Origin of the sequence: Coleofasciculus chthonoplastes PCC 7420 (assembly GCF_000155555.1) — a bacterium.
Taxonomy (GTDB): Bacteria; Cyanobacteriota; Cyanobacteriia; order Cyanobacteriales; family Coleofasciculaceae; genus Coleofasciculus; species Coleofasciculus chthonoplastes_A.
In genome coordinates this window covers 321,384-346,004 of sequence record NZ_DS989847.1, presented here as the reverse complement: position 1 = coordinate 346,004, position 24,621 = coordinate 321,384, and the positions used below count along the sequence as shown (strand labels likewise).

13 protein-coding genes are annotated in these 24,621 nt (G+C 44.6%); 10 read left to right on the top strand and 3 right to left on the bottom strand.

The genetic code is table 11. From position 1 onward, the window contains the following. The first annotated feature begins 228 nt into the window (after positions 1-228). From MC7420_RS12185 to MC7420_RS12165, 5 genes are all read left to right on the top strand, one after another. On the top strand, positions 229-5,856 hold the full coding sequence (locus MC7420_RS12185) for a trifunctional serine/threonine-protein kinase/ATP-binding protein/sensor histidine kinase (protein ID WP_006100393.1): 5,628 nt from the start codon (positions 229-231) through the stop codon (positions 5,854-5,856). 115 nt (positions 5,857-5,971) lie between these two features. Continuing rightward, a complete protein-coding gene (locus MC7420_RS12180) occupies positions 5,972-6,367 on the top strand; it encodes a response regulator (protein WP_006100424.1) in 396 nt (131 codons plus the stop codon). 92 nt (positions 6,368-6,459) lie between these two features. Beyond that, the gene (locus MC7420_RS12175) at positions 6,460-8,610 is read left to right on the top strand and encodes a PAS domain S-box protein (protein ID WP_006100468.1); all 2,151 of its coding nucleotides are present in this window, start codon (positions 6,460-6,462) and stop codon (positions 8,608-8,610) included. A 198-nt stretch (positions 8,611-8,808) separates the two neighbouring features. After that, positions 8,809-9,087 carry a hypothetical protein gene (locus MC7420_RS12170; protein WP_044206702.1) on the top strand — a complete coding sequence of 93 codons (279 nt, stop codon included), beginning with the start codon at positions 8,809-8,811 and terminating at the stop codon, positions 9,085-9,087. A 335-nt stretch (positions 9,088-9,422) separates the two neighbouring features. After that, on the top strand, positions 9,423-10,052 hold the full coding sequence (locus MC7420_RS12165; RefSeq protein WP_006100452.1) for a precorrin-8X methylmutase: 630 nt from the start codon (positions 9,423-9,425) through the stop codon (positions 10,050-10,052). 354 nt (positions 10,053-10,406) lie between these two features. Here the strand turns inward: MC7420_RS12165 and MC7420_RS12155 are convergent, their stop codons facing one another. Together MC7420_RS12155 and dapB are read right to left on the bottom strand one after the other, a co-directional pair. Next, positions 10,407-11,105, bottom strand: coding sequence for a hypothetical protein (locus MC7420_RS12155; RefSeq protein ID WP_006100384.1), 699 nt, complete (start codon positions 11,103-11,105; stop codon positions 10,407-10,409). A gap of 71 nt (positions 11,106-11,176) precedes the next feature. Continuing rightward, positions 11,177-12,004, bottom strand: coding sequence for a 4-hydroxy-tetrahydrodipicolinate reductase (dapB, locus tag MC7420_RS12150; RefSeq protein WP_006100377.1), 828 nt, complete (start codon positions 12,002-12,004; stop codon positions 11,177-11,179). A 123-nt stretch (positions 12,005-12,127) separates the two neighbouring features. Between dapB and MC7420_RS12145 the strand changes: the two genes are divergently transcribed. The 4 genes from MC7420_RS12145 (at position 12,128) to MC7420_RS36150 (ending at position 19,218) form a co-directional block, all read left to right on the top strand. Continuing rightward, the gene (locus MC7420_RS12145; RefSeq protein ID WP_006100567.1) at positions 12,128-12,592 is read left to right on the top strand and encodes an ATP-dependent zinc protease family protein; all 465 of its coding nucleotides are present in this window, start codon (positions 12,128-12,130) and stop codon (positions 12,590-12,592) included. A 7-nt stretch (positions 12,593-12,599) separates the two neighbouring features. Then, a complete protein-coding gene (gene rimK / locus MC7420_RS12140) occupies positions 12,600-13,505 on the top strand; it encodes a 30S ribosomal protein S6--L-glutamate ligase (protein WP_044206699.1) in 906 nt (301 codons plus the stop codon). Between the two features lie 239 nt (positions 13,506-13,744). Further along, complete coding sequence (locus tag MC7420_RS12135; protein WP_006100498.1) at positions 13,745-14,701, top strand: succinylglutamate desuccinylase/aspartoacylase family protein; 957 nt, start codon at positions 13,745-13,747, stop codon at positions 14,699-14,701. Between the two features lie 329 nt (positions 14,702-15,030). Further along, positions 15,031-19,218, top strand: a complete 4,188-nt coding sequence (locus MC7420_RS36150; RefSeq protein WP_083798993.1) for a CHAT domain-containing protein — start codon at positions 15,031-15,033, stop codon at positions 19,216-19,218. Positions 19,219-20,076: 858 nt separating this feature from the next. Here MC7420_RS36150 and MC7420_RS12125 read toward each other — a convergent pair. Beyond that, positions 20,077-20,763 carry a class I SAM-dependent methyltransferase gene (locus MC7420_RS12125; RefSeq protein WP_006100652.1) on the bottom strand — a complete coding sequence of 229 codons (687 nt, stop codon included), beginning with the start codon at positions 20,761-20,763 and terminating at the stop codon, positions 20,077-20,079. Between the two features lie 409 nt (positions 20,764-21,172). On the opposite strand from MC7420_RS12125, the gene MC7420_RS12120 reads away from it, so the two are divergent. Then, the gene (locus MC7420_RS12120) at positions 21,173-24,451 is read left to right on the top strand and encodes a PAS domain-containing sensor histidine kinase (protein WP_006100440.1); all 3,279 of its coding nucleotides are present in this window, start codon (positions 21,173-21,175) and stop codon (positions 24,449-24,451) included. Positions 24,452-24,621: the final 170 nt, after the last annotated feature.

Genomic DNA, 24,621 nt, shown 5'->3' with positions numbered 1-24,621 from the left:
GTAGCCCCTATTTGCTATGCCAAATAGAAGGCTTCATTTTCGGGTGTCATTAACCAGAGTTGGTGAATAGGAAAGGCGTTCGCCTACTCCCCAGGAAAACTCATAGAATCCCATTCGCGCCCAGATTTTTCGGTTCGACGGCTAAATTTCTGGGGCGATGGCTCGATTATTACCATATCATATTGTTTTTGTAAACGCTCTTATCTGAATTTCCTAGTCCGACAACGTATGACGAATAACACGACCTTAAAAATTGCTAACTACCGCATTTTGTCCCAACTCTACGAAAGTGCCAACACCTTAGTTTATCGCGGTATTCAGGAAGGGGAACACCAACCCGTCATCCTCAAACTTCTCAAACAAGACTATCCCACTCCACAAGAGTTAACTCGATATCGACAAGAGTATGAAATTACGCACAATCTGGCGATTGATGGCGTAGTTAAAGCGTATAATATCCAACCCTATCAGAGAACCTTAGTGATCATCTTAGAGGATTTTGGCGGTGAATCCTTAAAACAGTGGATGAGTCAGCCAACAAAACTCTCCTCACCTCTACCTCTATGGGACTTTCTCAACATTGCCATCAAAATAGCCGAAATTCTCGCCCAGATTCACGCCGTTGATGTCATTCACAAAGATATTAACCCCAGCAATATTGTCTTCAACCCCGAAACCGGACAACTTAAAATCATTGACTTTGGCATCTCCACCCAGCTTACCCGCGAAAATACGGCACTCAAAAATCCTCATGTCTTAGAAGGAACATTAGCCTATATTTCCCCGGAACAAACAGGGCGAATGAATCGTTCTCTCGACTATCGCACCGACTTTTATTCCCTAGGTGTCACCTTCTATGAACTCCTAACTGGAACGCTACCCTTTGAGACAAAAGATGCCATAGAATTAGTCCATTGTCATATTGCCAAAGTCCCGACACCTCTCCATATTGTGCATGAAAAAGCGCGTAGAGACGTTCCGGCAAAACCTCTGAAACCCATTCCGCTAACCGTTTCTAATATTGTCATGAAACTGATGGCAAAAACGGCTGAAGAACGGTATCAAAGTGCTTGGGGACTGGTAGCTGATTTGCAAAACTGTCAGAGACAATTAGCCGAAACGGGAACAATTAAAGACTTTCCGCTGGGTTCTCAAGATATCTCTGAACACTTCCACATTCCCCAAAAACTTTATGGGCGAGAGGCGGAAGTGGACACCTTACTCGCTGCCTTTGATCGGGTGGCGAATCGAGAGGATCAGGACATTCAGAAATCGGCAGATTCTTCCGTCGATGGTTCACTCCCCACGTCTCATCCCCCCATCGAGATGATGCTGGTGGCGGGGTATTCCGGTATTGGTAAATCCTGTTTAGTTGCCGAAATTCATAAACCAAATACGCGACTACGCGGCTACTTTATTTCCGGCAAATTTGACCAGTTTCAACGCAATGTTCCCTACTCAGCAATTGTCAACGCTTTTAAGGAATTGGTGCAGCAAATTTTAACCGAAAGCGAAGCCCAACTCAATCAATGGCGAGAAAAATTATTAGTCGCTTTGGGGGCAAATGGTCAAGTGATTATTGATGTTATCCCGGAAGTGGAACGAATTGTCGGTCAACAGCCTGCGGTGCCAGAATTAGGGTCACAAGAAGCCCAAAATCGGTTTAATATTGTCTTTCGCAAGTTCATGCGGGCATTTTGCTCACCCGAACATCCCTTGGTGATGTTTCTCGATGATTTGCAGTGGGTAGATTTGGCGACGCTGAAGTTAATTCAACTGATTATGACCGATAGCGAGATCCATTATCTATTTTTAATCGGTGCTTATCGGGATAATGAAGTCAACTCTACTCATCCGTTAATGATGACAGTAGATGGATTACAAAAACAAGGCGCGACAGTTAACTGTATTACCTTATCGCCTTTGAAATTAGACCATATTCGCCAAATTATTTGTGACACCTTAAAATCCTCACCCGAATCTGCCCAGCATTTAGCTGAACTGGTGATGAGTAAAACGGCAGGTAATCCATTTTTCGTGAATCAGTTTTTAAGGAATCTCTATGCGGAAAAGTTAATCACTTTCAATCTGCAAAATCATCAATGGCAGTGGGATATTAATAAAATCAAGGGGAAAAACATTACCGATAACGTCGTCGAGTTGATGACGAATCGGTTAAAAAAACTGCCGGATTCAACCCAGAATGTCTTACAGTTAGCTGCCTGTATCGGTGCTAATTTCAACTTATTAACGCTGGCAATTGTCTGTGAACAACCAGAGGATGTGATTTTCGCGAACTTAGTCACAGCGGTTCAATCGGAATTAATCGTACCCCTTTCGGAACTCAATCCAGACTTGCTGGTTCACGAGTATAAATTCCTGCATGACCGAGTACAACAAGCGGCGTATGCTTTAATTGATGAGTGCCAAAAGAAAGCGGTTCACTTACAAATTGGTCGCCTACTTTGGCAGAGTGCTGACTCGGAAACCTTATCAAATAAAATATTTGCAATCGTTGATCATCTGAATCAAGGAATTGGTGATACTTGGGATTACACATCAGGAGAAATTAGTCAAGCTGAACGCCATCAAATCGCCCAATTAAATTTAATCGCGGGTCAAAAAGCCAAAGGATCAGCCGCTTATGGTGCCGCGCTAAACTATTTAACTGTGGGACGAGAACTGCTGGGTGCAGACAGTTGGCAATGGGACTATGACTTAACCTTAGCCTTATATGAAGAAGCCGCCCAAGCTGCCTATTTAGGTGGCAAGTTTACGGTTATGGAGGAATTGACTGAGATTCTCTTTGCCCATGCTCAAACTGTGCTGGAAAAAGTCAATGTGTATGAAGTTAAGATTCAAGCGATCGCGTCGCAAAATAATCTCAAGGAAGCGATTCATATTGGACTGCAAGTGCTGAATTTATTGGGAATCAATTTACCTGAGGAACCCAGCAGGGCAGAGTGGCAAACTGGACTAGATGAAACGGCTACCCTATTGGCGGGACATGAAATTGAAGACTTAATTAACCTACCAGAAATGGCCGCCGCTGAACCCCTAGCCGCTATGCTAATTCTCTCCAATTTAATCGCTGCTGCTTATATCGCCGCACCCGATCTTTTTGTCCTGATTGCCTCATCAATGGTACAGTTATCGGTTAAGCATGGGAACGCGCCGTTGTCAGCATTTGGCTATGCCTGTTATGGATTTATTTTATTAGATCGTCAGCACAATTTTGAGGCGGGATATCAATTTGGTAAATTGGCGCTGAGTTTAGTGAATCGGCTTAATACCCAGCAAGTCAAATGTAAGGTATTTGAGGTGCTGGGCGCTCATATCTTGCATTGGAAAGAGCATTTTAGTCAAACCCTGCCTATTTTAATTGAGGGTTATCACAGTGGCGTGGAAACGGGGGATTTTGAGTTTGCTGGGTATTGTGCCTTTTATACCTGCGATCATCTCTATTTTAGTGGGGTGGAACTAACGCAGGTGGAACAAGAAATTGCTACCTATAATCAGGCGGTGCGGCAAATTCGCCGGGAAAGTCCATTTAATTGGACGGCGATTTTTTTACAGGCGGTGCAGAATTTACAGGATCAAGGAGAAAATCCCACCCAGTTAATGGGTAAGGCATATAATGAAGTGATATCCTTACCCCGGGCGCTGGCGGCGAATGACCGAACAGAACTGCATTTATTCTATTTAAATAAGCTGATTCTCTGTTATCTCTTTGGTGAGGTTGAGCAAGCGGTAGAAAATGCAGTTTTAGCGGAACAATATTTAAATGGAGTTACGGCAATGATCGTAATTCCAATCTTCTATTTTTATGATTCTCTTGCCCATCTCGCCCTTTTACCTGAAGCCACACTAACGGATAAACAGGCGTTGATTAACCGGGTTAACGCTAATCAAGAAAAAATGCAGATCTGGGCAAACCATGGTGCGATGAATCAGCAGCATAAACTGGATTTAGTCGCCGCTGAAAAAGCGCGAGTTTTGGGGGAAGTGATGACAGCGATGGAATGGTATGAACAAGCGATTAACGGGGCGAGGGATAATGGTTATATTCAAGAGGAAGCCTTAGCCTATAATTTAGCTGCCATGTTTTATCAGAATAGGGGGATGGACAAGGTTGCTGATACGTATATTAAAGAGGCACATTATACTTACACCCGCTGGGGGGCGACGGCAAAAGTTAGAGATTTAGAAGCCCAATATTCCCAGCTTTTTGCGCCATCGTCTCCCGTCAGTTTTCTTACAGACAGCCGCACGACGGTGAGTAGTGTGTCTCAGAGAAATCAGTCGGCTTCGCTGTTAGATTTTGCCACACTGATGAAAGCATCTCAAGCCATTGGTAGTGAAATTGCCCTGAATAAGTTACTGGCGGCGTTGATGAAAATTTTAATCGAAAATACAGGAGCGCAAACGGGAGTTTTGATTTTAAATCAATCGGGAGAATGGGTGATTGAGGCGTCGCTAAATGTGGAAACAAATCACGTCACCGTGTTGCAATCTCTACCCTTAGAAAATCACCTCCCTCTCTCGATTATTAACTATGTCACCCATACCCAAGAAACCGTCGTTCAAACCAATGCGGCTAAACTTGGCAAGTTTACCAACGATCCTTATATTCAAGCCGATCAAACCCAATCCGTTTTGTGTGCGCCGCTACTGAATCAAGGTCAACTCAGTGGTATCGTTTATCTGGAAAATAACCTGGCTACAGACGCCTTTACTCCAGACAGGCTGGAAGTGTTACAAATCCTATCTGGACAAGCCGCGATCGCGATCGACAATGCCCGACTTTATAACACTCTAGAACAAAATGTTGCCGCCCGCACCCAAGAGTTAAAAAATACCCTCGACTCTCTCAAAGCTACCCAAGATGAACTGATTCAATCGGAAAAGATGGCAGCCTTGGGACAATTAATTGCTGGGATTGCCCATGAAATTAATACACCCTTGGGGGCGATTCGTTCCTCCGCCGGAAATATTTCTAAGTTTTTAAGTCAAACCCTGGAACAATTACCCACGCTGTTTCAATCCTTATCGCCAGAAGAAGGACACGATTTTCTGAAAATGTTGCAACGTTCACTCCAAAACGAATCGGATTTAACCGCGAAAGAAGAACGCAAACGGCGGCGAGTCTTAGTTCGCCAATTAGATGCGGAAGACATTCAGGATGCGGATACCCTAGCCGATACTTTGGTTGATATGGGGATTTATGAAAATATTGAAGACTTTTTCCCTATACTGAAACGTCCCGATAGTTTGCACCTCTTAGAAATAGCGTACAAATTATCGGGATTACAACGGGGAACTCAAACCATCAACACCGCAACTGAACGAGCCTCTAAAGTCGTGTTTGCCTTAAAAACATACTCCCGTTATGACGAGTCGGGGGTAATGATTCCGGCAAACCTAACCGCAGGTATTGAAACTGTGCTAACCCTGTATCAGAATCAACTCAAACATGGAATTAATGTCATCCGCAACTACGACGAGTTACCACCGATATTATGTTATGCGGATGAACTGAATCAAGTCTGGACGAATCTGATTCACAATGCATTACAGGCAATGGATAATAAAGGCACATTAACCCTTAATGTCAAGCAGCAAGACCAACAGATAAACGTTAGCATTACCGATAGTGGTAAGGGAATCCCTCCAGAAATTCAAGCGAAGATATTTCAGCCATTTTTTACAACCAAGTCAGCCGGAGAAGGAAGTGGATTAGGACTCGATATTGTGAAAAAGATCATTGAAAAGCATCAGGGTAAAATTGACGTTGAATCCATTCCAGGTAAAACTACTTTTACTGTTTCATTGCCTTTTCGGACAGCGGAAGGCTAGAGACGGCAGTTCAAGTAGGTTGGGTTACTAAAAAATGTCAAACGGACTTTATCGAACAAATGACGAATGACAAATGACAAATGACAAATGACCAATAACAAAGGACAAATAACCAATGACTAAACCCGTTATTTTGTGTGTTGATGATGAAAAATCTGTGCTTAAAAGTCTCAAGACTCAACTCAAAGAAGCTTTTGGTGATGCTTATACCTATGAACTGGCAGAAGCGGCTGATGAAGCGTTAGAATTAATAGATGAACTTGTGGAAGAAAATGTCAGTATTATTCTGATTGTGTCGGATTGGTTAATGCCGGGAATGAAAGGGGATGAGTTTCTGGTTCAGGTGCATGATAAATTCCCCCATATCATTAAAATCCTGCTGACAGGTCAAGCGGATGAGGAGGCGATTGAACGCGCAAAACAGCAAGCAAAGCTGCATCACTGCTTATACAAACCCTGGTCAGAAGCGGAATTAGTGGAAGCCATTAAATTAGGATTATCTCAACTATAACGTACTAATTGGAAAATTACCCACTCAATCCGATGATTTCAACCCCATCCAAAATCCTTGTGACTGCGGCGTAACCCTACGGGCAATCTACTATGACTAAACCGGTAATTATTTGTGTCGATGATGAGAAAACAGTACTCAGAAGTCTAAAAGTCGAGCTTAAGGAAGCGATTGGCAAGAATTACCTGATCGAAATTGCCGAAGCGGGAGAAGAGGCATTAGAGTTAGTTGAAGAACTCTTAGGCGATGACTATGAGATTCTTTTGGTTATCTCTGACCATATCATGCCAGGGATGAAAGGGGATGAACTCTTAAAGCGTGTTCATGAGTTGTCACCGAAAACGCTAAAAATTATGCTCACCGGGCAAGCGGATATTGAAGCCGTAGGCAATGCGATTAAGTATGCCAAACTCTATCGTTATATCGCTAAGCCATGGCAGGCGTCAGACTTGAGTTTGACGGTAAAAGAAGCCGTTAATAGTTATCTGCAAGCAAAAAAGTTAGATGAACAAAACGCCAAACTTAAATGTTTAAATCGAGATCTACAACAATCGATTAAATCCCTCAGTGCTAGTGAGTTAAAATTTCGGGCGATTTTCAATCAAACTTTTCAGTTGACGGGAATGCTGAGTGTTGACGGAATTGTCCTAGAAGTCAACCAAACTGCCCTAAATTTTGGTGAATTGCATTTAGAGGATGTGGCAGGAAAACCGTTTTGGGACTGTTACTGGTGGACTATTTCCAGGGAAACCCAAGCTCAGTTACAATCCGCCGTTGCTCAAGCGGCTAGCGGTAAGTTTATCCGGTATGAAGTGGATATTTTAGGCGCACAACAACGCATTGCGACAATTGATTTTTCGATTAAACCCATTATTAATGACAATGGCAGTATTGAGTTTTTGATTATCGAAGGTCGAGATATTAGCGATGTCTATAATGAGTTACGTTTACGCAAAGAAGCTGAAGCGGCACTGGTAAAAGCAGAACAAAAGTATCGCTCTATCTTTGAAAACGCCCAAGAAGGAATCTTTCAGATTGCGTTGGATGGCAGTTATCTGAGTGCTAACCCCGCTTTAGCCCACATTTATGGCTACAGTTCCCCCGAAGAATTGATGGCAATTCTGAACAGTATTCAGCATCAACTCTACGTTGACCCCCGTCGGCGTCAGGACTTTATGACAGGGATACAGCAGCATGGTGTTGTGTGCGAGTTTGAGTCGATGATCTGTCGCAAAGATGGCACAATTATTTGGATTAGTGAGAATGCTCGCACTGTATATGATGCGTCGGGAACTCCACTTTATTATCAGGGGTTTGTGGAAGATATTACCTCTCGCAAACAAGCAGAAGCGGAGCGGATCAAGTTCACGAATGAACTGTTCCAACTGAATCAATCCTTTTCCCGCTTTGTCCCCAGTCAATTCTTACAGATTTTAAATAAAGAAAGTGTGGTTGATGTAGAATTAGGTGACCAAGTTCAGCAGGAAATGTCCGTCCTTTTTTCAGATATTCGGGATTTCACCACTCTCTCAGAACGAATGACTCCCCAGGATAATTTCAAATTTATTAACGCCTTTTTAAAGCGGATGGAACCAGCGATTATCGAACATCAAGGCTTTATCGATAAATATATGGGCGATGCGATTATGGCACTCTTTAGCGGGATTGCTGATGATTCGGTTAAAGCCGGAATTGCCATGGTTCAACGGTTATATGAGTATAATCTATGTCGTCTGCAATCCGGGTATACCCCCATCAAAATTGGTATTGGCATTAATACTGGCTGGTTGATGCTGGGTACAGTTGGGGGAAAACACCGAATAGATAGTACGGTGATTAGTGATGATGTGAATTTAGCGGCTCGTTTGGAGGGACTAACGAAACAGTATAAGGTGTCGTTATTAATTTCGGGACAGACGTTAACTCGTTTACATAATCCAACCGAGTATAGTCTCCGGTTTGTGGAGCAGGTTAAGGTTAAGGGTAAGTCAAAAGCAGTAGCGGTGTTTGAAGTGTTTGATGGAGATCCGCTCAAGATTAAGGAGGGCAAGTTAGCTACGATCTCAATATTTGAAGAAGGGTTATTCCTCTACGCCAAGCAAGCCTTTGGTCAAGCAAAACAGCGGTTTGAAGAGGTTTTGAGGATTAATCCCCAAGATACGATCGCGCAAATCTATCTTAACCGTTCCCTGGCGCAACTCCAGCAAAACGGATTTTTTTTGACGATGAGGGATGAGGGATGAAGCTGGAGAGGCTTGTAGAGACGCGCCATGGCGCGTCTGGGGAGCTGGGGAAGAAAGATGGGGGAAATGGGAGAAAAATTAAATTAGAGTTTATCCCTTGCCGTTTGGAGTTGTAAAGGAAGTTGAATTTTGTTCGATTACTTATAATAAAGAGTAGAGAGCAAAATTAATTTGAACTCAGTCAACTGAGAGAAATAAATGCGGAAAACCGTACTTGTCATTTTATTTATTTTAGGGCTAGTATTACCAACCACAATCCGACTAGCTCCAGCGCAAGCGACAACCCCTGATTCCCAAGTGTATACCTGGGGGTTTGTGCGTCCCGGAAGTCAGCAATTAGTGTGTAAGCAGATTACGATTCATCCAGAAAAAGAGGTGGTTTCCCCAACCTCGCACCATAAATCGGTAAAGATGTCCTCTAGATCGACAATTGTTGAGGATCGCTATTGTTCCCATTTAACCAAACCGTTCGCATAGCATCGATTGGTGTAATCGTCGGTGATGTCGAGATGGATCAGTCTACGTCTCTACTCGTGATTCAAATCACAAGCAGAGGATAACCTGACCCTATAGAAAGGGCGACCCGATCCCATTGAGTGGATTGGTGGTGTTAATTGATGCAGGTGGGTCGCCCCTACAATGGATTTATTTGTATGACAGGCTACATTATCTTTCAGAGGCAAAATGCGCGATCGCAAGCCGTTTCGGTCTACTGAATGTAAGAATAGTTTGATAAGCTATCTAGGAAGCTGACCTAGGGTCAGTCCTAAAGTTTTCACGGCTCAAAAATCGGGTTGGCATTGAGAGACACCATGGAATGGCACGGAACAGATGCTCAAAGTTTGGCAATTATCGATCGCGAAATTGGCGCTCATACCTTTTCACCCGCCGAATACGAAATTGTGCGCCGGGTGATTTATGCAACAGCCGACTTTGAGTATCAAAAGCTGATTCGGTTTTCCGAACGTGCGTTACAAGCAGGTGCGGCGGCGCTAGCGGCTCGGACTACGATTGTGGTTGATGTGCCGATGGTACAGGTGGGAATTACGCCTCACATTCAAGAAACCTTTGCCAATCCCGTCTATTGCAGCATGGAAGCCATCACCCGCCCGCAAAAAGAAAAGACGAAGGCGGCTTGGGGAATTCAAACCCTAGCCCGACGTTACCCAGAGGGGATTTTTGTGGTAGGGCAAGCGCAAACGGCGCTAACGGCGTTGGTGGAACTGATTGAAGCCGAAGAAATCCGTCCCGCCTTAGTCATTGGCACACCTTCAGGATTTGTTGAAGTAGATGTTGCCAAATCCCGACTTGAAGATTCCTTGGTGCCTCATATTCGTATCGAAGGGCGCAAAGGTTCATCGGTTGTAGGGGCGGCTATTGTGAATGGACTGGTAGACTTAGCATGGCAGGCATACGGGCAGGATAGTACCAGTGTCAGTTGAATTCTTCGAGGGTATGGGTTGTAGGGGCGGGTTTAGGGAATCACGTTTCACTATTGATGATAACGTTTGTTCAAAACCCGCCCTGACCAATTTTGTAGGGGCGGGTTTAGGGAATCTCTTTTCGCTGTTGATGATAACGTTTGGGCAAAACCCGCCCTAACCAAGTGTGTAGGGGCGGGTTTTACTACTATCGTTTCTTTCCTTACCCAGATAGATGTAACTAAACCCGCCCTGACTAATACAGCTTGGCAGAAATCATGGAACAGCCAAAACCTCCCCTGCTCCCCCAGCTTCCCCAGCTTCCCCTGCTTCCCCAGCTTCCCCCGCTTCCCCAGCTCCCCCAGCTTCCCCATCTCAACGCCGACGACGCCGAGTTTTGACCACACGGTTAGCTGGATAATCATCCTCCTCCGCTTGAGTTAACTGGCGACTAACTTGACTAAACACAGTGCGCTGTACATAAGGATAGTCACTTACCCAGATATTCAAGCGAGGAATATAAATATCACTTTTGTTAGCAATACGGGATAAATCCGGCTGATTCGACATCACCACCATCTGGGCAATTTGACCGGGAACAATACCTTTGTGAGTGCGGCGCAGAGGGACTTGTAGCAGTGTGGTAAATCCGCTCTCGTCACCGACTTCTACATTCAGGCGTCGCTCCCGATTTTCCACAATCACCAACTCGCCCCGATTGTTGACATTTTCTTCAGTCCCAATCAATTCTTCAGTGACGAAGACATCCAAGACTCGACCTTGCCAGAAGCCACTATATTTATAGCGACGTATCTCAATATTACGCCGACTTGCCCAGTAGACAGGACTCCAAAACCAGTACAACCCAGCGATAATACCTAAGAGAAAGAGCAAGGGATCAAACCCATCACCCAAAAGGAATTTTAAGAGCAAGATGACGACAACAGCAACAACCGAAATCAGTAGTCGCTTTAAAAAGTCGGGGAATTTTCCCCAGTAGTAAGCATACTGGGAACTTGTGGCAATTACCGGAATGAGTTGCTCAAAGCTCTGGCGGGTAAGTGGTACTAGCATGGGTTTTAGTCATTGGTCATTTGTTCAGAGAAGAGGGAATAGGGAATAGGGAATAGGGAATTCGTCATTTATTACAATATCTTATCTAATCCGTAGACGAGAGATTTGAGCTGAGTCACTTGGCGAATGGCAAGCAAGACCCCTGGCATATAGCAAGAGCGATCGCTGGTATCATGACGTAGGGTGTAGATTTGACCGGTAGCACCAAAGATGACTTCTTGGTGAGCGATTAAACCGGGTAAGCGAACACTGTGAATGCGAATGTTGTCATTGGCGACACTTCCCCTCGCCCCCGCCAGTTTTTCGGTTTCTTCTACCTTAGCGGGATTATAGGTTTTGCCGAGTCCGGCTAATTGTTGAGCGGTTTGAATCGCTGTACCGCTTGGGGCGTCGGCTTTTTGATTGTGGTGGAGTTCGATAATTTCAACGTGGTCAAAGTAGTGGGAGGCTTGGATGGCGGCTTGTTGCAATAAGACCATGCCAATGGAAAAATTGGGAATAATTAAAGCACCTGTGCTGGCTTTTTCGGCAAATTCGCCTAAGTCTTTGATTTGATCACTGCTGAGTCCCGTCGTACCGACAACTGGACGAACCCCATAGGCGATCGCGGTACGAACATTCTCATAAACGCTGTCAGGGTGGGTAAAATCCACCATCACCCCTTGCACCTTCTCCTGAGTTGCCATGACGAGTGTGGCTTGCAGGTCATTCAGAATCGGAATTTCCAATTCACCACAACCTGCGACTTCGCCAACATCTTGACCCATATAGTTCGGGTTATGATCAACGGCACCAATCAAGGTCATATCATCGGCTTGACTGACCGCCTTAATCACTTCACGACCCATTTTACCCGCCGCACCGTTGACAACCACGGGGATGGGAGATGCATTTGTCATGGTTTTGCTTTATCCTTGAGACTCGTCAAGGGAATTTTAGCTTTTTTTGGCGATAGGCGGCGTTGTAGAACACAATGGTATGGGTACGGCAATGCCGTGCCCCTACAGGTATTGCCGTGCTTTATGTCCAAATCTTTATCCATTATCGGCTGGCGGGAACGAGTCGCCTTGCCGGATCTAGGAATTGCCCAGATCAAAGCTAAAATTGACACCGGGGCGCGTTCCTCCGCCTTACACGCCTTTGATGTCGAAACTTTCTCGCGGGATGACAAAACCATGGTTCGGTTCAAAGTCCATCCCTATCAACGGGATACCCATCGCACCGTCTGTGCTGAAGCGGAACTGATTGACCAACGACAGGTTCGCAATTCTGGGGGTCACGCCCAGTTACGACCCGTGATCCAAACTATGGTAGAACTAAACGGGGAGCGCTGGTTGATTGAACTTACCCTGACGAACCGAGATGTCATGGGATTCCGGATGCTGTTAGGGCGTCAAGCCGTTCGCAAACGCTTTTTAGTCGATGCGGGTCGGTCTTTTGTCCAAAGTTCAACCAGGAAGCGCACAATTAAGCAAATGATTCAATAGTCCTTTTATGAAAATAGCTATCTTGTCCCAAGATGCTTCGCTATATTCCACGCGACGCCTCAAGGAAGCGGGGGAAGCGCGGGGTCATGATATGCGGGTGATTAATTACCTGCGTTGTTATATGAATATTACGTCTCATAAGCCCAAAGTGGTGTATCAGGGGAAAGTCTTGGAAGAGTTGGATGCGATTATTCCTCGCATCGGTGCGTCTAAGACGTTTTATGGGACGGCTGTGGTGCGCCAATTTGAAGTGATGGGGGTGTTCGTGGCGAATGAATCCCAAGCCATTTCTCGTTCCCGCGATAAGTTACGCTGTCTTCAGATTCTTTCCCGTGAAGGTGTGGGACTTCCGGTGACAGGGTTTGCTCATTCCACTCAAGATATTGATGGGTTAATTGACATTGTGGGCGGTGCGCCTCTGGTGATTAAATTGCTAGAAGGGACTCAAGGGATTGGGGTGGTTTTGGCGGAAACTCATCAAGCGGCGAAGTCGGTGATTGAAGCGTTTCGCGGTTTAGATGCCAATATTTTGGTGCAGGAGTTTATTAAAGAAGCGGGGGGTATGGATATTCGCTGCTTTGTGATTGATAACAAAGTGGTGGCGTCGATGAAGCGACAAGGCGCACCGGGGGAATTCCGTTCCAATCTGCATCGGGGTGGTAATGCTGAACAAATTAAGTTAACTCCAGAGGAACGTAGTACGGCGGTACGGGCGGCGAAAGCGATGGGATTAAGAGTGGCGGGTGTGGATTTGTTGCGATCTAATCATGGTCCGGTGGTGATGGAAGTTAACTCGTCTCCGGGTTTAGAAGGGATTGAAAATGCGACGGGGGTGGATGTGGCGGGGAAAATTATTGAGTTTTTGCAGAAAAATGCAGCATCCGGAAAAACGCGCGATCGCATTCAGTATTAATGGGTCTTATGTCATTGGTCATTTGTCCTTTGTTTGTTGTATGCAAAAGTTAGTCGGGGCGCGTTTAGTTACTTATGGGTGAGGGAAGCAATGATAATCGTGAAACCTCCGCCTACATTTGGAAAGGGCGGGTTTTGTGCAAACGTATATCATCAATAGCGAAACGTAAGTCCCTAAACCCGCCCCTACGAACTCGGTTACCTCAAACGCAGTGAAGGGTCAAAATTAAAAACTCAACTGTGAATCATGAAACTATAACAATTGGTGGAATTAGTATTGCGCCCGGAGAACGAAAGCGCACAGAAATTCCGGTCGCCCGTCTACCAACGCAAACGCTGCTTTCATTACCAATTACTGTGATTAATGGTGTGGAGGCGGGTCCACGACTGTGGATGAGTGCGGCGATTCATGGCGATGAAATTAATGGGGTGGACATTATTCGCCAAGTCTTAGAACGGATTAATCCATCTCAGCTTCATGGTGTCCTGATTGCGGTGCCAATTGTTAATGTTTTTGGCTTTATTGAACAATCCCGTTATTTGCCCGATCGCAGAGATTTAAATCGTTCGTTTCCTGGTTCCTCTCGTGGTTCTTTAGCCTCTCGGTTGGCGGACTTGTTTATGACAGAAATAGTGAGTCGCTGTACCCATGGGATTGATTTGCACACGGCGGCTCAACATCGCACGAATTTACCGCAAATCCGGGCGAATTTAGATGATCCAGAAACCTATTATTGTGCTAAAGCGTTTGCTGCACCCCTGCTGATGCATTCAACGGTGCGGGATGGATCATTGCGCCAAGCCGCGACGAAGCGAGGTATCCCAATCCTCTTGTATGAGGGGGGTGAGGCGTTGCGATTTGACCCGGATGCGATCGCAATCGGTGTCGAAGGTATTCTACGAATGATGGTGGGGTTAAAGATGATTGAGTTGACGTTCCCGGAATCGTTGCACCCATCACTAGAAGTTAAGCAAAGTAAGTGGGTACGAGCGCCCCGTAGCGGGATTTTGCGCCTTACTGTTAAATTGGGTCAGCGCGTTGACAAAAAGCAAGTTTTGTGTATTATCTCTGACGCCTTTGGTGAGAATAGCATTAAAGCGTATGCGCCCTTTGATGGCTTAGTTATTGGTCACACGCAGAATCCATTGGTGAATCAGGGCGATGGGATTTTGCATTTAGCGGTTTTGAGTGATTAGGGAACAGGGAACAGGCAATAGGCAATAGGCAATAAAAGATTACACAACTCATTTAAAAACCGTTACATTATAATAAACTGTTTTAGCGTTTTTTAGTAGGGTGGGCATTGCCCACCAGCCTTAAGTCAGTGACATTCATCTTATGTCTTGTGTCATCTGTCTTATGTAAGAGTTTGAGAAATATTTACAGCGTTTAATAGGGTTGAGTTTATTTCCACCAACCGACAAGATTACATAAGTTAGCGTTTTTTAGAGTTTTGTTGCTGAAGGAAAAATAAAAAAGAACACTGGGATAGAATGCAGTCTGTTTGTAACAAACAATTAACCTGATGAAATCTGCTCAGTGGTGCAAAATCTGCCTGTTGACTCTCTTAGCTGGAACGGTAAGACTGGTAACAGCTACTCCAGTGTTGGCTCAACCGATTACCCCAGCCGATGACGGTACGGGTACAACTGTCACCCAAGATGGCAACCAATTTGATATTCAAGGTGGCAGTTTGTCGAGTGATGGGACGAATTTATTCCACAGTCTTCAAGAGTTTGGCATTAATTCAGAGCAAATTGCTAATTTTTTGGCAACTCCAGATTTGAGAAATATTCTGGGACGAGTGATTGGCGAAAATCCTTCCATTATTGATGGATTGATTCAGGTGACAGGGGGAACAGCCAATTTATATTTAATGAATCCGGCGGGAATTGTTTTTGGGGCGAATGCTCAACTCAATGTCCCGGCTGATTTTACGGCAACGACGGCGACAGGAATTGGATTTGGCAATAACTGGTTTAATGCATTGGGCGATAATAATTATCAGGACTTGGTCGGAGAACCCAGTCAATTTGCCTTTGATTTATCTCAAGGGGGAATCATTATTAATGCGGGTGAATTGGCGGTTGAACCCGGACGGGATTTAGCACTACTGGGTGGACAAGTGGTGAATACAGGAACGCTGACGTCATCCGGGGGAAGGATTACAATTGCGGCTGTGCCGAATTCTCGTTTGGTGAAAATCTCCCAATCGGGACAAGTGTTAAGTTTTGAGGTGGAGTTACCGAGGAGTAATGGGGGTTTAGCGTTACCGACAAACCCTCTGGATTTAGCGACGTTGTTAACAGGTTCGGGTAATACGGTGGAAACTGGGGTTGAGGTAACGGCATCGGGAGAGATACAGACGGATTCTGGGGGAATTATACCAAGTCAGGTTGGGGTTGCGATCGCGTCAGGGACAGTTGAGTCGGGTACAGGTCATATTTCAATCCTAGGGATTGGCGGAACTGAAGAAAATACTACCTCGGGTATTTCTGGTATCCACATTATTGATGGTAGCCGTTTAGAAGCAATTGGACAAGGAACAATTACCTTAAACGGTACAGGAGGAAACGGCGGGAATTTTAGCCCAGATATTCTAGGAAATTGGGGCATATCGATTAATAACGCGACGGTGTCTTCCCAAGATGGCATCATTCATCTCATCGGCACTGGGGGTTCTGGGGATAATGGTTTACATTATGGAGTTTCTATTGGTAATCAGGGAGGAAGTGTCCAGTCAACAGGAACAGGAACAATTATTGTTGAGGGGACTGGAGGGAATGGAGGAGAAGGGACGTTGCATGGGAGTCAAGGAATCAAACTTGATTTAGGTGGTTTAGTTAGTACCAGAGATGGGGATATTCAGTTTATTGGTGAGGGGGGAACTGAACCCGATCAATTTAATCATGGGGTTGAACTATTTCGGGGTTCTACTGTTGAGGTAACCGGAAAGGGTAATATTACGATTGAGGGAATTGCTGGCGCGGGAATAACGGAAAATCACGGAATTAGGATTCAGGAAATAGATCCTAACCAGAGTAATCCTTCTCGAATTACGGCGAGAGATGGTGCGATTACTCTAATTGGTGTGGGTAAGGGAACAGGAGACAATAACTATGGCATTGATTTAAGAGGGGGTGGTGTGGAGACAACCGCAGACGGAACTCTCACCCTAGAGGGAATCGGTGCTAATGGTGCAGCAGGGATTAATGTGCAAGATGGTTTTATTCAAGCCAGCGGAACAGGAGAGAGTACAACAACCTTGATTGCTGATGAAATTCGGGTCGTTGATACTCCCAATATCCCGCAAACGCCACAAGTCCAAGGCACAGGAACGGTGGTGTTATCTCCCCTTGACCCGACTGTAAATATAACAATTGGGGATACAACCAATAGTAATAGTAATATCTGGAACCTGGATACTGATAAACTGAATCTCTTCCAAGATGGATTTGAGCAACTTGTGATTGGTGGGGAAGATAATCAGGGTACAATTATGTTGGCAGATGACATCACCTTTAAGGTTCCCGTAATTTTGCGATCGCCTTTTGGTTCAGGGGCAATTGATACCACAGGTTTCACGATAACGGGTACTCAGGATGCCACGATTACACTACAAGGAAATCAACGCATCACGACAGGTACAATTATTAATCCCGGTCGGGCAATTACTCTCACCAGTAACGGGTCGATTGATACTCGTAGCGGCATCCTCGATAGTCATGCTCAAAACAGCAATGGGGGAGCGATTACGCTAACCGCCGTTCGGGATATTATGACAGGAGAAATTAATACCAGTTCGGGTGGAAATGGTCAAGGCGCAACTATTACTTTAACCAGTCGTGATGGAGAAATTACCACGAATAATCTCAACAGTTCTGGATTCAGTGGCGGTGATATTTTAGTTGAGGCAGCGACAGCAATTACAACCGGAACAATTAATAGTAGCGGTATCCAAAATGATGGGGGAAATGTTACGTTAGATCCCATTGGTGATATCCAAGTGACCTTGATCAACGCCCAAGGCGGAAATAATGGTCAAGGCGGTCAAGTTGATATCACTGCTGGTCAATTTTTCCGGGCTACGGGAACATTTGTTGACCAGAATGGGATTAGCGCCAGCATCTCTACGGCTGGGGGATTGGGTGGAGATTCTATCACGTTGAGACATGGTGGAAATGGTTTTACTCCCTTCATCGTGGGTGATGGGACAACCAATGGCACCAGGGGAACGATTACCAGTGGCGATTTCACTATTGCCCCCACTCAATCCTTTCTGTTTACTCAGAAGGTGGGCAATATTCAAATTATCAGCGTTGATTCTCCACCGATTCCGGATACAGATGAAACCAATCCTCCTATCAATCCTGTTAATTTACTTAAACCTCTGACTGAACCCACTTTACCTCCCAACAAAGACGAACCGCCGGAAATCGAAATTGACACCCAGGTTGCTAAATGGGAGGAATCGTTAACCCGTGACTATGAGACCTATTTAGGACTCCAAGATACTACCATTTTGACTCTGGCAGATGCCCGGGCAACTTTACATCGTATCGAACAAGCTACAGGGGCTAAACCTGCACTTATCTACGCCGTTTTTGTACCCACCACAGTAGCGCCCCAAACTCGCAGTCAAGACAGTCAATCTTCAGCCAAGGAGTCTCCCTCACGAGATAGTGATCAACTCCAAATTATCCTCGTCACCGCCAATGGGGAACTCATACGCCACTCGATACCGGGTGCAACCCGCGAAAAAGTAATGGATACCGCTAACAAATTGCGCCGCGCTGTTACTGATACTCACATTCCTCGTCCCTATCAACGTTATGCCCAACAGTTGTATCAGTGGTTAATTGCCCCCTTAGAAACAGAATTAAAGACGCAAGAGATTAATAATCTAGCCTTCATTATGGATCAGGGATTGCGTTCCTTACCTCTGGCTGTTTTGCATGATGGGGATAAATTTATAATTGAACAATATAGTATCGGTTTCATGCCTAGTCTTTCGCTCACTGATACCCGCTATCGAGATGTGAGAGATGTGCAGGTTTTAGCTATGGGTGCGTCTCAATTTACGGATCAAAACCCCTTACCGGCTGTCCCGACTGAATTATCCGCGATCGCGACTCAATTATGGCAGGGTAAATCCTTCTTGAATGAAGACTTTACCGCCGCTAATTTGAAAACAGCGAGGGCATCTCAACCCTTTGGAATTATCCATTTAGCCACCCACGGTGAATTTAAATCGGGTCAACCCAGTTCTTCTTATATTCAGTTTTGGGATCGTAAACTCAAACTGAGTGACATCCGCCAATTGGGATTACATGATCCCACTGTGGAACTGATGGTATTAAGTGCCTGTCGGACGGCTTTAGGAGACGCAGAAGCGGAGTTAGGATTTACTGGGTTAGCGGTACAAGCTGGGGTTAAATCTGCCCTAGGAAGTTTATGGTATGTGAGTGATGAAGGCACGTTAGGGTTAATGACAGGTTTTTATGAACAACTACAGCAATCACCTCTGAAAGCGGAAGCATTACGACAGGCACAATTAGCCATGATTCGCGGACAAGTGCGATTAGAAGAGGGTTATTTAGTTACGCCAAATCGTCGGATTGCCTTACCGCCAGAATTAGCGAATTTGCCAGCAAAGGAACTCACTCATCCTTATTATTGGAGTGCGTTTACTTTAGTTGGAAGTCCGTGGTAATAAAGTTTTGAACCACCGCTAAGCTCTATTGCTGTCCAATATTAGGGCAAATCAAACTAACAATTTAGCACACTAAGTATAGCAACCGCCATAGCGGTTAGGACACATCATTTATGTAGAGACGCGCCATGGCGCGTCTCTACAATGGTGCTATTGCCTATTGCCTATTGCCTATTCCCTGGCGCGTAGCGCTATAACTGCTCTCGACTCGCCCTGCTCGCCCTGCCAAATGTGATAGTTTCCGATAATTAATTATACGCAATTTAGGGTTACATAGAGAAAATTAACGGTTTATTTTTAGGCAATGGTTTATGTCGATTTTCCTTGCTTTTTCTGATACCTGATGCAGGGCGACCCGATAAAATTTATAGGTCAATTGTGTTCATTTTTGCAGCGGGTCGCCCCTACCATTCAATAAACGCTTACCTGACAAGGGATTGAGCGATTTAAATTTTTCTTGATATGTCCTAACCTTAATGCGTAGTGCTATACATAAGACGAATGACGATTACTCCTCTGGATTAGTAATCAACCGAGTGCCACGATTACGGGTGAAATAACTCCATGCCCATTGCACCATGACGATGATTTTATTATCAAATTCAATTAGGAAAAAGATATGTACAAAAATCCAAGTTAACCACGCCCGACGTTGATCAGGATCAGCTTCTTTTTCTGCGGCTTCAAATGCCGATAAAAGTCCACCAAACCCACCACCTATAATTACTACATGTTTAGGGGATTGATTATCAATTGCGGCATTAACTATTAGTTACCGTTCCTAACTCAGTTGGCAAAATTATAGGTAGTCATTTGTTCGGGGTAAGACGTTGAACCCGTTTTAACGGGTTTAAGCTTTTAGCCAAGAACTTGAGTTCTTGGCTCTCTCTTCAATGCCAAGGTTAATCCATCAGCAATCGGGACTAAACTTAAAATAACCTGTTCATCTTGACTAATGGCTTGGTTAAATGCTCTAATCGCGGCGGTATTTTTATCTTGCATCTGAGAATCAGCAACTCGTCCCCCCCAAAGGACATTATCAATAGCAATTAAACCCCCCGGACGAATTAATTGCAGCGATCGCTCATAGTATGCCAGATAATTTACTTTATCGGCATCGATAAACGCAAAATCAAACGTTTCTGCTTGCCCTGCTGCCAATAATTCATCCAAAGTCTCCAAAGCAGGTGCTAATCGCAAATCTATTTTATCCGAGACTCCGGCGGCATCCCAGTAACGGCGGGCAATGGCGGTATAGTCTTCACTCACATCACAGGCGACAATCTTGCCATCCTTGGGTAAGGCTAAGGCGACGGCTAAAGCACTGTAGCCTGTAAATACGCCAATTTCTAAGGTTTTCATCGCCCCCATAAGCTGAACCAAGAATGCCATAAACTGCCCTTGTTCCGGGGCGATTTGCATGGCGCTATCTGGATGGGTGGCGGTTTCTTGCCGTAATTTTTGTAGGATATCGGGTTCTCGCAAGGACACCGATAATAAATATTTATACAGTGGAGTATCTAAACCGAGGGTTTTATTAGACATAGGCAATAGGGAACAGGGAATAGGGAGCTGGGTTCGTAGTAGGCACGAAGCGTGCCAGAAGCGCTTAAGCGCTTACTACAAACTCTAAAGTCAGTGACATTCGACTTAAGGGCGTAGCCGCGATCGCAGGATGCAGATATTGATATCTATCCGATCTAACTCTATCCTGTTGACCTTTTAGCACATTTTCCAATACGTGCCAATCTACCTAAGGGTCAAGTCAGGGCGGGTTTAGTTATATTGGGGTGAGATGAACCCCGCCCCTACACCCTAGTGGAGCTAGGCAAAAATACTTGAGCAGCTTCGTAGATACGATGAAGCAGGGGGAGCAGAGGGAGCAGGGGAAGCGGGGGGAGATATTAGCTGTTCAGTTATTTCTGCCTTCTTGCACTAGCCACTTTAGCGAGAAATGGAACCACAAACCTACGCCCAACTTCAACAACGAAACCAATTCTTAGAGAGTATTTATCAAAGTGTTGCTCATCCTATCACGGTAATTGATGTTTTACCCTCTGGTGAATTTCGTTTCGTGGAGATAAATCTGGCATCTGAACGATGGATGGGAAAACGTTTAGAGGAAGTAAAAGACAAATCCCCGGAACAGATTTTTCCGGCGGCTGAAGCAACCGCTATCGTGGATAACTATACCCGATGCGTTCAGGAGAGACGTGCGATTGTCTATGAAACTTATTGTCAATCTCAGGATAGTTGGTGGTTAACCACGCTCACACCTTTGTATAATCAAGAGTCGCGGATTTATCGGCTAATTAGTAGTAGTCTGAATATTACTGAACGCAGAAAAAAAGAAGTTAATCCATCTCACTTCTTCAACAAGATATTGATATCTAACCTGAATCAGCGCACCCTTGATTTACGTCACACGAGTCAAAAACTGGTTCAAGAAATTCAATATTGTCAGCACGTCAACCGTAAACTCAAAGAAAGTGAACAGAACTTGCGCCAAATTGCGGAAACCCTTCGGGAAGTCTTATTTATCCGCACTGTTAATCAGATGATTTATGTTAGTCCAGCTTACGAAAAAATCTGGGGACTCTCTTGTGACTCTCTCTATCAACAGCCAGAATCTTGGCAAGATGTGATTCATCCAGACGATCGCGATCGCGTGATTACCGAATGGCAAACTCATGTCTGGGACAAACCCTTTGAGCAAGAATATCGGATTATCCAACCCAATGGTGAACAGCGTTGGATTTGGGCGCGTACTTTGCCAATTATCGATGACTTTGGACAAGTTAACCGCAATGTGGGAATTGCTGAAGATATCACCGATCGCAAGCAAGTTGAGGAACGTTTACGTCAAAGCCAAGCCAAACTTGCTGAAGCAGAAGAACTAGCTCATCTGGGTCATTGGCATTATGATATAACGACTCATAAAATTACTTGGTCAGCCGAAACATTCCGGATTTTTGGTCGAGATCCGGATCACGGTGAACCAACTTATGCACAACTGGTACACCAGATTACTCATCCCGATGACCGCAAATATTTTACTCAAACCGTTGCCCATAGTATCCAACATAAACAACCCTATAAATTAGACTATCGACTGATTCGTCCCAATGGTTCGATTCGCCACATTTTCGCTAAAGGGAAACCGATTTTAAACTCAGACAACCAGATAATTGGTGTATTTGGGACAATTCTCGATATCACAAATCTCAAGCAAACTGAAGCCGCATTGCGCCAGAGTGAAGAAACCTTCCGTCAGTTTGCAGAGAATATTCAAGATGTTTTCTGGATGACAAATGTAGAGAAAACCAAAAATATTTATATTAGTCCGGCTTACGAAACAATTTGGGGTCAACCCTGTGCTTCTTGGTATACTGATTGCCTATCTTGGTTGGATACAATTCACCCCGATGATCGCGATCGCATCCGCAGCGCTATCCACAAAGAGGTATTAGGCGAGTATGATGAAGAATATCGAATACTACGACCCGATGGAGAAATGCGTTGGATTCGCGATCGCGCTTTTCCCATCTACAATGAACAAGGTGAAATGTACCGCATTGCTGGAATTGCTCAGGATATCACCGAGCGTAAACAAACAGAACTTGCCTTACAAAAAAGTGAGCAACGATTCCGGCAAATTTTTGATCATGCTCCCATTGGTATGTCCCTGATCAACTTTCATACCCATCAGTTTATTCAAGTCAATCCGGCTTATTATCAGACACTGGGATATTCGGAGTCAGAAATCATGTCGCTTACCTTTGACGATTTTACCCATCCTGATGATCTAGGGCATGATTTACAGTACATGGAACAAATCTATCAGGGGGAAATTGATAGTTTCCGGATGCCGAAACGCTATTTTAAAAAGAATGGTGAGATTGTCTGGGCAAATCTAACCGTTGCGGTGCTGCGCGACTTGATTGGCGAACCTGTATTTTGTGTTGCCATGATCGAAGATATTACTCACCAGCAACAGTTACAAGATGAATTAACCCAAAGTGAACACCGAATCCAAACCTCGCTGGATAATATATTAGATTGCTTTGGGTTGTATAAACCTATTCGCGATGATTCGGGTCAAATTATTGATTTTGTCATTGAGTATGTCAATGATGCTACTAATCAGTATCACTGTTTTACTCAACCCGTACAAAGAGGTCAACGAATCTACTCGATTTTGCCCCCGGCTTATCAAGATGAGTTATTCAATGCCTACTGTCAAGTTTTGGAAACGGGTCAACCCTTGCTTAAAGAATTACTTTTCTATGATGATTTATCCCATCCACAAAATTTGAGACAAGCCTTTGATATTCGTGCTGTTCGTTTCGATGATGGGTTAGCCGTAACCTGGCGCGATATTACCCAACGCCAGCAAGCAGAAGCTCAAATTAAAGCGTCCTTAATTGAAAAAGAAACCTTGCTCAAAGAAATTCACCATCGGGTCAAGAATAATCTGCAAATTATATCCAGCTTGCTGCGTTTACAGGCAAGAAAACTGAAAACACCCGAAATATTAGACCTTTTGCAAGAAAGTCAAAATCGAGTGCAAGCAATGGCACTGATTCACGAAAAACTGTATCAGTCTGAACATTTATCTAAGATTAACTTTGGTACTTATATCAAAAGTCTGGTTTACTCTCTCTCTCGCTGCTATGGAGCAAGGCAAAAAGGAATTACCTTTAATCTGACAATTGCTCCCGTTTCGCTGTCGATTGATACCGCTATTCCTTGTGGATTAATTATTAATGAATTAGTATCCAATTCCTTAAAATATGCCTTTACCGACTCCCGCAATGGTGAGATTGGCATCACTCTCCAAACGAGAGGAGGAACTAATGAAGGCGAAGGGGAGGATCAGGGAGATAGGGGGAATGTCGCTGACTTAAGCTGGGTTCGTAGTAGGCACTTTAGTGCCATAAGCGCTGAAGCGCTGACTACAAACTCTAAAGTCAGTGCCATTGGAGATGGGGAAGATGGGGAAAACAACTTAACAAACGCCACTTCAGACTCTCTATCCTCTGTTCTCCAAGAACAATTATGCTTGACTATCGGTGATAATGGCATTGGTTTCCCAGAGGACGTGGATTTTAGGCAAACCTCGTCTCTAGGCTTACAGCTTGTGTGTCGGTTGGCTAAGCAACTCAACGGTGAGATAACACTCGATCGCAATCAGGGAACTCTGTTTATAATTATCTTTAACAGGAGTTGCTAATCCTTCCAGACAACATTGAACTCGCCTGACTTGCTCTAGGCTAGGTATCTTGTCATACATTGGTTATGTTTTGTTATTCATTAAGAGCATTCTATGGAATATAGCCATAACGATATAAAATTGTCTAGGGCGTTCAAGTTTGAGCTAACCGAACCAACTCTCTATTAGCA

Bases quoted from the DNA above. Each gene is read 5' to 3' on its own strand.
- MC7420_RS12155 (WP_006100384.1), bottom strand. From the start codon at position 11,105: ATGCTAGTACCACTTACCCGCCAGAGCTTTGAGCAACTCATTCCGGTA.
- MC7420_RS12125 (WP_006100652.1), bottom strand. From the start codon at position 20,763: ATGTCTAATAAAACCCTCGGTTTAGATACTCCACTGTATAAATATTTA.
- MC7420_RS36150 (WP_083798993.1), top strand. From the start codon at position 15,031: ATGAAATCTGCTCAGTGGTGCAAAATCTGCCTGTTGACTCTCTTAGCT.
- MC7420_RS12185 (WP_006100393.1), top strand. From the start codon at position 229: ATGACGAATAACACGACCTTAAAAATTGCTAACTACCGCATTTTGTCC.
- MC7420_RS12120 (WP_006100440.1), top strand. From the start codon at position 21,173: ATGGAACCACAAACCTACGCCCAACTTCAACAACGAAACCAATTCTTA.
- MC7420_RS12165 (WP_006100452.1), top strand. From the start codon at position 9,423: ATGGAATGGCACGGAACAGATGCTCAAAGTTTGGCAATTATCGATCGC.
- MC7420_RS12170 (WP_044206702.1), top strand. From the start codon at position 8,809: ATGCGGAAAACCGTACTTGTCATTTTATTTATTTTAGGGCTAGTATTA.
- dapB (WP_006100377.1), bottom strand. From the start codon at position 12,004: ATGACAAATGCATCTCCCATCCCCGTGGTTGTCAACGGTGCGGCGGGT.
- MC7420_RS12175 (WP_006100468.1), top strand. From the start codon at position 6,460: ATGACTAAACCGGTAATTATTTGTGTCGATGATGAGAAAACAGTACTC.
- MC7420_RS12145 (WP_006100567.1), top strand. From the start codon at position 12,128: ATGTCCAAATCTTTATCCATTATCGGCTGGCGGGAACGAGTCGCCTTG.
- rimK (WP_044206699.1), top strand. From the start codon at position 12,600: ATGAAAATAGCTATCTTGTCCCAAGATGCTTCGCTATATTCCACGCGA.
- MC7420_RS12180 (WP_006100424.1), top strand. From the start codon at position 5,972: ATGACTAAACCCGTTATTTTGTGTGTTGATGATGAAAAATCTGTGCTT.